Annotated in this window: 11 protein-coding genes; 9 read left to right on the forward strand and 2 right to left on the reverse strand. The window is 64.9% G+C overall.

What is annotated here, in order from left to right; genetic code table 11:
• The first annotated feature begins 193 nt into the window (after positions 1-193).
• Genes uraH through xdhC form a run of 4 tightly spaced genes read left to right on the forward strand, consistent with a single transcriptional unit; the run spans position 194 to position 5456 of the window.
• Positions 194-568, forward strand: a complete 375-nt coding sequence (gene uraH, locus EN818_RS15865) for a hydroxyisourate hydrolase (protein WP_095804994.1) — start codon at positions 194-196, stop codon at positions 566-568.
• A gap of 3 nt (positions 569-571) precedes the next feature.
• A complete protein-coding gene (gene xdhA / locus EN818_RS15870; protein WP_095804993.1) occupies positions 572-2053 on the forward strand; it encodes a xanthine dehydrogenase small subunit in 1482 nt (493 codons plus the stop codon).
• Entirely contained in the window at positions 2053-4401 is a 2349-nt protein-coding gene (xdhB, locus tag EN818_RS15875) for a xanthine dehydrogenase molybdopterin binding subunit (protein WP_095804992.1), read from the forward strand. Before xdhA ends, xdhB begins: the two co-directional genes overlap by 1 nt.
• Before the next feature lie 53 nt (positions 4402-4454).
• Positions 4455-5456, forward strand: coding sequence for a xanthine dehydrogenase accessory protein XdhC (xdhC, locus tag EN818_RS15880; protein WP_135904779.1), 1002 nt, complete (start codon positions 4455-4457; stop codon positions 5454-5456).
• A 25-nt stretch (positions 5457-5481) separates the two neighbouring features.
• Here xdhC and dps read toward each other — a convergent pair whose 3' ends face one another.
• On the reverse strand, positions 5482-5970 hold the full coding sequence (dps, locus tag EN818_RS15885; protein ID WP_095805407.1) for a DNA starvation/stationary phase protection protein Dps: 489 nt from the start codon (positions 5968-5970) through the stop codon (positions 5482-5484).
• Positions 5971-6210: 240 nt separating this feature from the next.
• Here dps and EN818_RS15890 point away from each other — a divergent pair, with 240 nt between their 5' ends.
• Positions 6211-7047 (forward strand): PhzF family phenazine biosynthesis protein, encoded by an 837-nt coding sequence (locus EN818_RS15890; RefSeq protein WP_095805406.1) that lies wholly within the window; start codon positions 6211-6213, stop codon positions 7045-7047.
• Between the two features lie 32 nt (positions 7048-7079).
• On the opposite strand, the gene EN818_RS15895 is transcribed toward EN818_RS15890, so the two are convergent.
• Positions 7080-8000 (reverse strand): LysR family transcriptional regulator, encoded by a 921-nt coding sequence (locus EN818_RS15895; protein ID WP_095804990.1) that lies wholly within the window; start codon positions 7998-8000, stop codon positions 7080-7082.
• Positions 8001-8151: 151 nt separating this feature from the next.
• On the opposite strand from EN818_RS15895, the gene EN818_RS15900 reads away from it, so the two are divergent.
• From EN818_RS15900 to EN818_RS15915, 4 genes are all read left to right on the forward strand, one after another.
• Complete coding sequence (locus EN818_RS15900; RefSeq protein WP_135904781.1) at positions 8152-9378, forward strand: urate hydroxylase PuuD; 1227 nt, start codon at positions 8152-8154, stop codon at positions 9376-9378.
• Between the two features lie 3 nt (positions 9379-9381).
• Positions 9382-10695 (forward strand): guanine deaminase, encoded by a 1314-nt coding sequence (gene guaD, locus EN818_RS15905; protein ID WP_129553538.1) that lies wholly within the window; start codon positions 9382-9384, stop codon positions 10693-10695.
• A gap of 78 nt (positions 10696-10773) precedes the next feature.
• On the forward strand, positions 10774-11277 hold the full coding sequence (locus EN818_RS15910; RefSeq protein ID WP_095804988.1) for a heme-degrading domain-containing protein: 504 nt from the start codon (positions 10774-10776) through the stop codon (positions 11275-11277).
• Entirely contained in the window at positions 11274-12533 is a 1260-nt protein-coding gene (locus EN818_RS15915) for a glycerate kinase (RefSeq protein ID WP_095804987.1), read from the forward strand. The genes EN818_RS15910 and EN818_RS15915 overlap by 4 nt, the downstream gene beginning before the upstream one ends.
• Positions 12534-12643: the final 110 nt, after the last annotated feature.

A 12643-nucleotide genomic window follows, 5' to 3' on the forward strand; every position in this document is an offset into this window, starting at 1 on the left:
TCGCTCCTGCCCGGTGGTTGCACTGAAGATATCGAAAGCAGTGCTGGGACATTCCCTCGAAAATTTTTGAAAGTGCTTTTTGCCACGCTCCGCTCGACCGGGACTTATGCATCGCCTTTAATGGGCGCACAATTGATCTGAAAACATTCGACCGCACCGGCCAATCGGTCGTACTGGAAATGGGAGGCGGCCAGTGGCAGAAACGTCGAAAGCCGATGGCGGTCGCCTGACGACCCATGTGCTGGACACCGCGACCGGCAGGCCGGCAAAAGGCCTGTCGATCGAGCTTTTTCGCATCGAGCGCCAGGCCCGCACCCATCTCAAGACCGTCACCACCAATGATGACGGTCGCTGCGATACGCCGTTGCTTGCCGGCGCCGAGTTCCGCACCGGCGAGTACGAACTGGTCTTTGCCGCCGGCGATTATCTGCGCCGCCAAGGGACGAGCCTGCCGGAGCCGGCCTTTCTCGACACCGTGCCGATCCGCTTCGGCATGGCCGAGGAGCGCCACTATCATGTGCCGCTGCTGATCTCGCCTTATGGCTATTCGACCTACCGCGGGAGCTGAGACATGGCCAAGCCCAAGACCCGCAGCGAGATACGCTTCATCCTCAACGGCACCGACATTGCGCTGGCCGATGTCGCGCCCGACGCCACCTTGCTCGACTGGCTGCGGCTCGACCGCTCGCTGCGCGGCACCAAGGAAGGCTGTGCCGAGGGCGACTGCGGCGCCTGCACCGTGCTGGTCGGCAAGCTTTCCGCCGGCAGGCTGGTCTATGAAGGCGTCAATGCCTGCATCCGCTTTCTCGGCTCGCTCGACGGCACCCATGTCGTCACCGTCGAGCATCTGCGCGGCAACGCGGAAAAATTGCATCCCGTGCAGCAGGCGATGGTCGATTTCCACGGCTCGCAATGCGGCTTCTGCACCCCCGGCTTCGTCATGTCGCTCTATGCGCTGTGGATGCGCTCGCCCGAACCGTCGGACGCCGCAATAGAAAAGGCGCTGCAGGGCAATCTCTGCCGCTGCACCGGCTACGAGGCAATCATGCGCGCCGCGCGCGCCATCTCCAGCTACGGCAAGGCGGCCAAGGACCCGCTGGCGATGGAGCGCAAGGCGATCACTGCAAGGCTGCAGGCGATGCGCGACGGCGCCCGCGTCGAGATCGGCACGGGCAAGGCACGGCTCATCGTGCCGGCCGATGCCGATGATCTCGCCGGCCTTCTCGACAAGGAGCCGGGGGCGACGCTCGTTGCCGGCTCGACCGATGTCGGCCTGTGGGTCACCAAGCACATGCGCGACATCTCGCCGGTGATCTTCATCGGCGGTCTCGAGGGGCTTGGCACCATCGCCGAGGACAAGGCCGTGATCTCGATCGGCGCCGGCGTCACCTACACGGAAGCTTTCGCGACGCTGTCGAAGCGCATCCCGGCGCTCGGGCCGCTGTTCGACCGCATCGGCGGCGACCAGGTGCGCAACATGGGCACCATCGGCGGCAACATCGCCAACGGCTCGCCGATCGGGGACACGCCGCCGCCGCTCATCGCGCTTGGCGCGCGCCTGACGCTTCGCCGCGGCAAGAAGCGGCGCACGATCCCGCTGGAAGACTACTTCATCGCCTATGGCAAGCAGGATCGGCGTCCCGGCGAGTTCGTCGAGGCGGTTCATGTGCCGGTGCCCGCGAAGGGAACCAAGTTCGCCGTCTACAAGATCACCAAGCGCCGCGACGAGGACATCACTGCCGCCCTTGGCGCCTTCTATCTGACCCTGGCCAAGGACGGCAGCGTGGCCGATATCCGCATCGCCTATGGCGGCATGGCCGCGACGCCGAAGCGGGCCTTCGCCGTCGAAAAGACGCTGATTGGCAAGCCGTGGACGGAGGCTTCGGTTGAGGCCGCGATGGCCGAATACGCCAACGACTTCACGCCGCTTACCGACATGCGGGCAAGCGCCGAATACCGGGCGCTGGCGGCCAAGAATCTCCTCTTGCGCTTCTTTGTCGAGACCACCGGCACCAGGGCGCCGTTCCAGGTCTCACGCTACGAGGCTGCCTGATGACCAAGCACGTTCCCAACCTCAAGGCCCAAAAGATTTCGGGCGGTGTCGCCAGCGACCAGCGTCACGATTCAGCGCACAAGCATGTCAGCGGCACGGCACTCTATATCGACGACATGCCGGAACCGGCCGGCACGCTGCATGGCTGCCTTGGCCTGTCCACGGCAACGCATGCGACGATCATCAAAATGGATCTGTCGGCGGTGCGCAGTGCTCCCGGCGTCGTCGATGTGCTGACGGCAAAGGACGTGCCGGGAGAAAACGACATCTCGCCGACCGGTCGCCACGACGAACCGGTGCTTGCCGAAGGCAAGGTGCAGTTCTTTGGTCAGCCGATCTTCTGCGTCATCGCCGAGACGCGCGAGCAGGCGCGCCGCGCCACCCGGCTGGCCAGGGTTGAATACAAGCAATTGCCTTTCGTCACCGACATCGGCGCGCTCGACCCCGTGAAGGACAGGCTGGTGACGCCGCCGCTGACGCTGAGGCGCGGCGACGCGGCGGCGGCGATCAAGGCGGCACCCCGCAAGCTCAAAGGCAAGATGCGCGTCGGCGGCCAGGAGCATTTCTATCTCGAAGGCCATATCGCCATGGCCGTCCCTGGCGAGGACCAGGACGTCACCATCTATTCCTCGACCCAGCATCCGAGCGAAGTCCAGCATATGGTGAGTCATGCGCTCGGCGTGCCGAGCAACGCTGTCATGGTCGAGATTCGCCGCATGGGCGGCGGATTCGGCGGCAAGGAAACGCAGGGCAACCAGTTCGCGGCGCTCGCCGCAATTGCCGCCAAGCGCCATCACCGCGCGGTCAAGATCCGGCCGGACCGCGACGACGACATGACCGCGACCGGCAAGCGCCACGATTTCCTCATCGACTATGAAGTCGGCTTCGACGACGACGGCAATATCCTCGGCGTCGACTTCATGTTCGCGGCGCGCTGCGGCTTCTCTGCGGACCTGTCCGGCCCGGTGACCGATCGGGCGCTGTTCCACTGCGACAACACCTATTTCTGGCCGAACGTGCATGCGCAGTCGGCACCGCTCTACACGAACACCGTGTCCAACACCGCCTTCCGCGGCTTCGGCGGCCCGCAAGGCATGGTCGGCGCCGAGCGCGTGATCGACGAAGTGGCTTTCGCCGTCGGCAAGGATCCGCTCGAGATTCGCAAGAAGAATTTTTACGGCACCAATGACCGCAACCTCACGCCCTACCACCAGACGGTCGAGGATAACGTCATCCAGCGCGTCATCGCCGAGCTGGAGGCGAGTTCCGACTATGCGCGGCGGCGGCGCGAGATCAGTGCCTTCAACAACAACAGCCGCTTCATCAAGCGTGGACTGGCGCTCACCCCGGTCAAGTTCGGCATCTCCTTTACCGCCACGCACTACAACCAGGCCGGCGCGCTGGTGCATGTCTACACCGACGGTTCGGTGCATCTGAACCATGGCGGCACCGAGATGGGGCAGGGCCTCTACCTCAAGGTGGCCCAGGTCGTGGCGGAAGAGTTCCAGATCGACCTCGACCAGGTGAAGATCACTGCCACCACGACGGGCAAGGTGCCGAACACCTCCGCCACCGCGGCTTCCTCGGGCTCCGACCTCAACGGCATGGCGGCGCAGAACGCCGCGCGCCAGATCAAGGACCGGCTGGCCAATTTCGCTTCGGAAAAATACCAGGTGCCGCGCGACCAGGTGCTGTTCCTGCCCAATAGGGTGCGCATCGGCAACCAGGAGATTCCCTTCGGCGACCTGGTCAGGCAGGCCTACATGGCCCGCATTCAGCTTTCGGCGGCAGGCTTCTACAAGACGCCGAAGATCCACTGGAACCGCGACAAGGGCGAAGGGCGCCCCTTCTACTACTTCGCCTACGGCGCCTCCTGTTCGGAGGTGTCGGTCGACACGCTGACCGGCGAATATGTGGTGGAGCGCACCGACATCCTGCACGAGACCGGCCGCTCGCTGAACCGCGCCATCGACCTCGGCCAGATCGAGGGCGGCTTCATCCAGGGCATGGGCTGGCTGACCACCGAGGAGTTGTGGTGGGACGAGAAGGGCCGGCTGCGCACCCATGCCCCGTCGACCTACAAGATCCCGCTCGCCTCCGACCGGCCGAAGATCTTCAACGTCACGCTTGCCGACTGGTCCGAGGCGAAGGAGCCGACCGTGCACCGCTCCAAGGCGGTCGGTGAGCCGCCTTTCCCGCTGGGCATGTCAGTGCTGCACGCGCTGTCGGATGCGGTGGCGAGCGTGGCCGACCACAGGATTTGTCCGTGCCTCGACGCGCCGGCGACGCCGGAACGGGTGCTGATGACGATTGAAAGGCTGAAGCGGGAAGCGGCAAAGCCGGCCTGAAAGGTGCAATTCGGGTCGAAAAATCCTATATTTCGGCCCTGGAACCGCGAACGATGAACTCGAACTTGCAAAGTCTGAAGCAATTTCTCAGCCGCGCCGGCCATGTCGCGCATGTCGAGGTCGCGGCGACGAAGGGCTCGACGCCGCGCGAGACCGGCGCTTTCATGCTCGTCTCGGCATCGGCGACCTTCGGCACCATCGGCGGCGGCCAGCTCGAATATATGGCGATCGACAAGGCGCGGCAGCTTCTCTCCCCCGTTGAGGAGGAGATGGCCGCAAAGCGGCCAGCAGGGGTGCTCTCACAAGGCTCCCAAAGGGCGCCGAGCACTGCGCGGGCGACCGCACCCGTCGGCTCCGCCGCCACCCTCCCCGCGAGGGAGAGGGCAGCCCGTATCGAGGTGGACGAAGTCTGCGCCACGCTCGACGTGCCGCTCGGGCCGGAGATCGGCCAGTGCTGCGGCGGACGGGTCGAGGTGTTGATCCGCCTGGTCGACACTGCGCTCCAACAAGAGCTGGTCCGCGACGCCGAGGCCGAGGAAGCGCATCTGCCGCATGTTTATATCTTCGGCGGCGGCCATGTCGGCCAGGCGCTGGCCGCCTCGCTGGCGCTGCTGCCGATCCACACCATCGTCGTCGAGACGCGCGCCGAGGCGCTGGAGGGAATGCCGCAAACTGTCGAGACCAGGCTTACTCCAATGCCCGAATCCGTCGTGCGCGAGGCGCCGGCGGGCTCGGCCTTCGCCGTCCTCACGCATGACCATGCACTCGATTTCCTGATCGTGGCCGAGGCGCTGAAGCGCGACGATGCCGCCTATGTCGGCATGATCGGCTCGAAGACCAAGAAGGCGACATTCAAGAGCTGGTTCCTGAAATCCGCCGATGGCAGGGAGGCCGAGTTCAGCCGTCTCGTCTCCCCGATCGGCGGCAGTGCCGTCAAGGACAAGCGCCCGCCGGTGATTGCGGCGCTCGCCGCCGCCGAAATCATGACGGCGCTGGTGTCGCGCGCAGCACAAATGTCGGTGCCGAAGGTCTCGGAGAAGGTGATGGCCGGCTGAAGCCAGCCGGCCACTGTCAAAAGACCTATTCCCTTTCCTGCGTATGCGCTTCGAGGAACCACAGCAATTTGTCGAGCGACCGCGAATAGGCCGTGAAGATGTCGGCGGTGTCGCGATCGCCGGCGTCGTCCGCCTCGTCGATCGCCTCACGGGTCAGCTTGGCCGCCGTAGCATAACGGTCGATCAGCGCCGTCAGATGATCCTTGGTCTTGTGGATGTCGATCGGGTAGGGCTTCAGCTGCGTTGCCCTGGCCACCTCCTGCGAGGTGCCGTGCGCGGTGCCGCCGAGTTGCACGGCGCGCTCGGCAATGATGTCGACATGGCCGTCGATCTCTTCGCGGAATTCGTCCAGCATCTCATGGATGGCGATGAACTGCGGCCCCTTGACGTTCCAATGTGCCTGCTTGGTGATCAGCGCAAGGTCGATGGCGTCGGCAAGCCTGGCGTTGAGAAGATCGATCGATTCCTTCCTGGCATCGGATCTGAGGTCGTTCTTGGTGACGATGGCGTCCATGGTCGGCTCCTGTCGCGGATGCTTCACTTTGGATGAAAGCTGAGGACTGGTCTCGAAGGCGGCCTTGCGCGCCGCCAACCGCGAAAACGGCAAAGGGTCGAATTTCGTTCCGCCTGCGAAGACCACATTGTTGTGGCGCCGAGATATGAGCGAAGCTCACAGCTGCTCGTCGCTTTCTTCGTTTCCCAAACCGGCCTGGAACGTGTTTTCTGCGCGCCTGGCGAACAGGAGGCGAGCAACATGGACGTATTGCGCATAGCGGCATTTTCGGACGGCAGCACCGGCGGCAATCCAGCCGGCGTGATGATCGGTGGAGTGCTGCCCGACGCCGCTGTAATGCAGCGTGTCGCAGCCGAGGTCGGCTTTTCAGAAACCGCCTTTGCCGCCCCTCAGGCCGACGGCTGGCGCGTGCGCTATTTTTCGCCGGAATCGGAAGTTCCCTTCTGCGGCCACGCCACCATCGCACTGGGGGCGGCACTTGTCCGGCAGCATGGCGACGGCGTCTTCCACTTGAGCCTCAACCAGGCCAGCATCACGGTGGAAGGGTTCCGCGACGGCGTCAACTTTGCCGCCGCCCTGCAGTCGCCGCCGACACGCAGCCGGCCGGCCCCGCCGGAACTGGTCGCTGAGATGCTTGCGCTGTTCGGCTATCAGGCAGGCGATCTCGATCCGGCGATCCCGCCGGCGCTCATCCACGGCGGCGCCGACCATTTCGTCCTGGCGCTGAAGTCGCGCGAGCGGCTCGCCGCCATGGCCTATGATCTGAAGCAGGGCCAGGCCTTGATGCGGCGCGAAGGGCTGGTCACCATCATGATGGCCCATGCCGAGACGCCGCGCCTCTTTCACACGCGCAATCCGTTCGCCTCCGGTGGGGTCTATGAGGATCCGGCCACGGGCGCGTCCACCGCCGCTTTTGCCGGCTATCTGCGCGACCTCGGCTGGCCGCATGGAGGTGCGATAGACGTCGTCCAGGGCGAGGACATGGGCATGCGCTCACGGCTTCATGCCGACATCCCGCCGATGCCGGGCAGCTCGATCAGGGTGTCCGGAACGGCTCGCCTGATGGACGCCGGCTAGATTGCAACTGCGCCGTCACCTGCCGGCCAGCCTCATTTGCCGGCAAGAATGTCCTTGATCAGCCGTTGGCAGCGATCGGCCATGAAGTCGAGCAGCAGGCGAACCTTCGGGTCCTGCAGCTTCTTGTGCGGGTAGACGGCGGCGAACTGCACTGGTGTCGGCGGCGTCTTGGCCAGGATAACCTTCAGCCGCTGGTCGCGGATGAACGGCTCGACCTCGAAGCGCGGCTTGTTGATGATGCCGCGCCCCGACAGCGCCCAGCCGGTCAGCACGTCGCCGTCGTCGGTGTCGTAGGGGCCGTGCACCTCGAATTTCTGCGGGCCGGTCGGCATCTGCAGCGTCCAGACATACTCACGGGCGCCGGCATAGCGCAGCATCAGGCAGTCGTGCTTCTTGCCGATCAGTTCCTGCGGCTCGACCGGCTCGCTGCGCGCCTCCAGATATTTCGGCGCCGCCACCAGCACCCGCTCGCATTCCATGATGCCGCGCATCCGGAGGCTGGAATCCTCGATGATGCCGAGACGGAAGGCGACGTCGATGCCCTCCTTCATGATGTCGACATTGTGGTCGGAGAGCCTCAGGCGCACCTCGATATCGGGGTATTTGTCGTGGAAGTCCGGAATGCCGGAGGCAATCAGCCGTCGCCCGAGGCCAAGCGGCGCCGTCACCTTGATGGTACCGCGCGGCTGGCCCGACAGCGCCGAGACGGCAGCTTCCGCTTCGGTGATCGCGTCCAGCACCTGCTTGGCGCCGGTATAGAACACCGTGCCGTGCTCGGTCGGCATCAACTGCCTCGTCGTGCGGTTGAACAGCCGCACGCCGAGATGCTTTTCCAGTTCCTTGATGCGGTTGGAGGCCACCGCCGGCGAAATGCGCATGTCGCGCCCCGCCGCCGACAGATTGCCGAGCTCGACGACGCGGACGAAGACGGCGATGTTGTCGAGATAGGCCATGCGGCTTTTGTGGCTCTCAAACGACTGCGCGAAGCAAGCCTATTATTTTCCAAATTTTTTTGAAAGTCATCGCGGACCTCGCCTCTTTTCGTTTCGGCGCCAGCCCGTAAAGTCATCGCTCGGCAGGGACGAGTTCCCCAAGGGCGACACGATGCTGGATTTTGCGATTTTCTGGGACTGGCTGAGCTTCGCCGTCCGCTGGCTGCATGTCATCACCGGCATCGCCTGGATCGGCTCGTCCTTCTATTTCGTCGCCCTCGATCTCGGGCTGCGCCAGCGTCCCGGGCTGCCCGCCGGCGCTTTCGGCGAGGAATGGCAGGTCCATGGCGGCGGCTTCTACCACATCCAGAAATACCTGGTGGCGCCGGCCGAGATGCCGGAGCATCTGACCTGGTTCAAATGGGAATCCTACGCCACCTGGCTGTCGGGCTTCGCCATGCTCTGCGTGGTCTACTATGCCGGCGCCGACCTCTTCCTGATCGATCCCAACGTGCTCAACATCTCGGTGCCGGTGGGCATCCTGCTGTCGCAGGCCACCATCGGTATCGGCTGGATCGTCTATGACCTGCTCTGCCGTTCGCCGCTGGGAAAAAGCGACACCGGCCTGATGCTGGTGCTCTACGGCGTGCTGGTGTTCATCGCCTGGGGGCTGACGCATCTCTTCACCGGCCGCGCCGCCTTCCTGCATCTCGGCGCCATCACCGCCACGATCATGTCGGCCAATGTCTTCATGGTCATCATCCCGAACCAGAAGATCGTCGTCGCCGACCTGATCGCGGGTCGCAAGCCGGATCCGAAATACGGCAAGATCGCCAAGCAGCGCTCGCTGCACAACAACTACCTGACCCTGCCGGTTCTGTTCCTGATGCTGTCGAACCACTATCCGCTGGCGTTCGGGACCGAGTTCAACTGGATCATCGCCTCGCTGGTTTTCATCATCGGCGTGCTGATCCGGCATTATTTCAACACCGTGCACGCCCGCAAGGGCAACCCGACCTGGACCTGGCTTGGGGCAGCCGTGCTGTTCATGATCATCATCTGGCTGTCGACCGTGCCGAAGGTGCTGACCGGCGAGCCGAAGGCCTCCGCCGCCTCCGCTGCCGGCCAGATCTACATCGCCTCGGCGCATTTCCCGGCCGTGCGCGACACCGTGCTCGGCCGCTGCTCGATGTGCCATACCGAAGAACCGGTCTACGAGGGCATCTACCATGCGCCGAAGGGCGTGCTGCTCGACACCGATGCGCGCATCGCAGAACACGCCCGCGAAATCTACCTGCAGGCCGGCCGCGCTCATGCGATGCCGCCCGCCAACGTCACCCAGATAACCGATCAGGAACGGGCCCTACTGGTGGCTTGGTTCGAAGACGCGGGAAAGTAGAGCATGACTTCGAAACTCCTGCGCGGCCGCACGCTCTCCTTCCTGCGCTGGCCCGAAACCATCGACGACCATTCCGCCTGGCGCTACGAGGAGGATGGCGGGCTGCTGATCGATGACGGCAAGATCATCGCCGCCGGCCCCTATGCCGAGGTCGCGAAGCGGGCCGGCGCCGGCGCCGAGACCATCGACCATCGCCCGCATCTCATCCTGCCAGGCTTCATCGACGCCCATGTGCATGTCCCGCAGATGCAGGTCATTGCCTCTTATGGCGCCGAGTTGCTGGACTGGCTGAACAAATACACCTTCCCGGAAGAGACGAAATTCCAGAACGCGCAGCATGGCCGCCGCATCGCGCGGCTGTTCCTCGACGAGATGCTGCGCCAGGGCACGACGACGGTCGCCGCCTATTGCTCGGTGCACAAATCGTCCGCCGAAGCCTTCTTTTCCGAGTCGCATGACCGCAACATGCTCAACATCGCCGGTAAGGTGATGATGGACCGCAACGCGCCGGACGGCGTGCTCGACACGCCGCAGGCCGGCTACGACGACACCAAGGCGCTGATCGACGAGTGGCACGGCAAGGGCCGCCAGCTCTATGCCGTCACCCCGCGCTTCGCCATCACGTCCACGCCCGAGCAGATGGAGATGGCCGGCGCGCTTTGCCGCGAGCATCCCGACCTGCACATGCAGACGCATCTGTCGGAGAACCACGCCGAGATCGCCTTCACCCAGGAACTCTATCCCTGGTCGCGCGACTACACCGACATCTACGAGCATTACGGCCTGCTGGGCAGGAGAAGCCTCTTCGGCCACTGCATCCACCTCTCCGAACGCGAGGCGGACGCGCTGTCGCAGTCGGGCTCGGTGGCGGTGTTCTGCCCGACCTCCAATCTTTTCCTGGGGTCCGGCCTGTTCGATTACCAACGCTATCGCAGTCGCGAAAAGCCGCTCAGGATCGCCGCCGCAACGGATGTCGGCGGTGGCACCAATTATTCGATGCTGCGCACCATGGATGAAGGCTACAAGGTGATTGCGCTGAACGGCGAGAAGCTGAACCCGTTCCAGTCCTTCTGGCAGCTCACGCGCGGCAATGCCGAAGCGCTGTCGGTTGCCGACAAGATCGGCACGCTCGATGAGGGCACCGATGCCGACATCGCCGTGCTCGACGCCCGTGCCACGCCGGCGATGCGGCTGCGGATGGAGACCGTGGAGACGCTGGCCGAGGAGCTGTTCCTGCTGCAGACGCTCGGCGACGACCGCGCGGTGCGCGAGGTCTATGTGGCCGGCCGGCCGGCGAAGAGCACCCTCGCGGCATAGCGTCATCCCTGCGTTCAGCCGCTTGACCCGGCGTCAGCCATCGGTCAAAGCGTGCCTCGACATTGACAGGGGAACGATATGGCTGTCGCCGACGACATCGCTCTGATCAAGAAGCAGGAGGCGACGCTGGTCTTCCCGGCCTTCGACGAGGCCGTGGCCTTCGAGATCGGCTCGGCGATCAGGGAGCGGGCGCTGAAGGAACACCTGCCGATCATCGTCGACATCAGGACCTTCGACCGTCCCCTTTTCTACGCTGCGATGCCGGGTTCCAACGCCTCCAATCCGGACTGGGCGCGGCGCAAGATCAATGTCGTGAAGCGCTACCTCAGAAGCACTTACCGCATGGTGCTGGAGCAGCAGCGGCCCGACCGCACATTCAAGGTCGGCGAGGGCCTGGACATTGCCGACTATGTGCTCGCCGGCGGCGGCTTTCCTGTCACCGTCAAGGGCGCCGGCGTCATCGGCGTCATCGCCGTCTCCGGCCTTCCTGAACGGCAGGATCACGGCGTCGTGGTTGATGCGCTCTGCGCCCATCTGGGCATCGATGCGGACGGGCTTGCGCTGCCTCCGGAGGAAAAATGACCGATCCCAAAGCCTTCCTCACCGCGATCTTCGAGGCCGCGGTCGCCGCCGCCGATCCGGAAAAGACGATCCGCAACCATTTGCCGGCGAAACCAAAGGGCCGCACCATCGTCATCGGCGCCGGCAAGGGCTCGGCGCAGATGGCGGCGGCTTTCGAGAAGGTCTGGGACGGCCCGATCGACGGGCTGGTCGTCACCCGCTACGGCTATGCCGCCAAGTGCGAGCGCATCGAGATCATCGAGGCGGCGCATCCGGTGCCGGATGCCGCCGGCCTCGAGGCCTCGCGCCGCCTGCTTGAGAAGGTGCGCGGCCTGACCGCGGACGACCTCGTCGTGGCGCTGATCTCGGGCGGCGGCTCGGCGCTGCTGCCGTCGCCGGCACCCGGCCTGACCCTTGCCGACGAGATCGCGGTCAACGAGGCGCTGCTTGCATCCGGCGCGCCGATCGCGGCGATGAATACCATTCGCAAGCACGTCTCGACCATCAAGGGTGGCCGACTTGCCGCCGCCGCCCATCCGGCCAGGGTGGTGTCGCTGGTCGTGTCCGACATTCCCGGCGACAATCCGGCCCTTGTCGCTTCCGGTCCGACCGTTCCTGACGCCGCCAGCCGCGAGGATGCGCTGGCGGCGATCGCCGCCTATGGCATGAAGCTCCCGGCCTCGGTCATGGCGCATATCAATTCGCCGGCCGCCGACGCGCCGCGCCCTGATGATCCGCGCTTTGCAGCGAATGAGGTGCATCTGACCGCGTCGGCTGGCGTGTCGCTCGAAGCAGCGGCGGCTGAGGCCAGGCGGCAAGGTATCGAGGCCGTCATCCTGTCGGATTCGATCGAGGGCGAGGCGCGCGAGGTCGGCGGCGTCCATGCCGCCATCGCCCGTGAGGTGGCGTCGCGCGATCGTCCCTTCGCCAAGCCGGTGCTGATCCTGTCGGGCGGCGAGACGACGGTCACTTTGCGGGCCAAAGGCAAGGGTGGCCGCAATTCGGAATTCCTGCTCGCCTTCGCCATCGGCATCAGTGGCGTGGACGGCATCCATGCCTTGGCGGCCGACACCGACGGCATCGATGGCTCCGAGGACAATGCCGGCGCTTTTGCCGACGGCTCGACGGTATCGCGCATGCGCGCCGCCGGCGTCGACGCCAAGGCGATGCTTGCCGGCAACAATGCCTGGACGGCGTTCAATGCGGTTGGCGACTTGTTCGTGCCCGGTCCGACCGGAACGAATGTCAACGATTTGAGGGCAATTCTCGTCCGGTAGCACCGAGGCCCACAGAACGTCGTCATCCACGGGCGAAGCAGGAGCGCAGCTCCGTCGCGGAGACCCGAGGATCCATGCCGTGACCTTGATCGAAGGATGCGGCGGAGCAG

It is taken from the genome of Mesorhizobium sp. M3A.F.Ca.ET.175.01.1.1 (assembly GCF_004791945.1).
Classification (GTDB): domain Bacteria; phylum Pseudomonadota; class Alphaproteobacteria; order Rhizobiales; family Rhizobiaceae; genus Mesorhizobium.

What these genes read in the sequence shown, in the direction of transcription:
- EN818_RS15900 (WP_135904781.1), top strand. Translation starts at nt 8,152, where the DNA reads ATGCTGGATTTTGCGATTTTCTGGGACTGGCTGAGCTTCGCCGTCCGC.
- xdhA (WP_095804993.1), top strand. Translation starts at nt 572, where the DNA reads ATGGCCAAGCCCAAGACCCGCAGCGAGATACGCTTCATCCTCAACGGC.
- EN818_RS15910 (WP_095804988.1), top strand. Translation starts at nt 10,774, where the DNA reads ATGGCTGTCGCCGACGACATCGCTCTGATCAAGAAGCAGGAGGCGACG.
- EN818_RS15895 (WP_095804990.1), bottom strand. Translation starts at nt 8,000, where the DNA reads ATGGCCTATCTCGACAACATCGCCGTCTTCGTCCGCGTCGTCGAGCTC.
- guaD (WP_129553538.1), top strand. Translation starts at nt 9,382, where the DNA reads ATGACTTCGAAACTCCTGCGCGGCCGCACGCTCTCCTTCCTGCGCTGG.
- xdhB (WP_095804992.1), top strand. Translation starts at nt 2,053, where the DNA reads ATGACCAAGCACGTTCCCAACCTCAAGGCCCAAAAGATTTCGGGCGGT.
- EN818_RS15915 (WP_095804987.1), top strand. Translation starts at nt 11,274, where the DNA reads ATGACCGATCCCAAAGCCTTCCTCACCGCGATCTTCGAGGCCGCGGTC.
- dps (WP_095805407.1), bottom strand. Translation starts at nt 5,970, where the DNA reads ATGGACGCCATCGTCACCAAGAACGACCTCAGATCCGATGCCAGGAAG.
- EN818_RS15890 (WP_095805406.1), top strand. Translation starts at nt 6,211, where the DNA reads ATGGACGTATTGCGCATAGCGGCATTTTCGGACGGCAGCACCGGCGGC.
- xdhC (WP_135904779.1), top strand. Translation starts at nt 4,455, where the DNA reads ATGAACTCGAACTTGCAAAGTCTGAAGCAATTTCTCAGCCGCGCCGGC.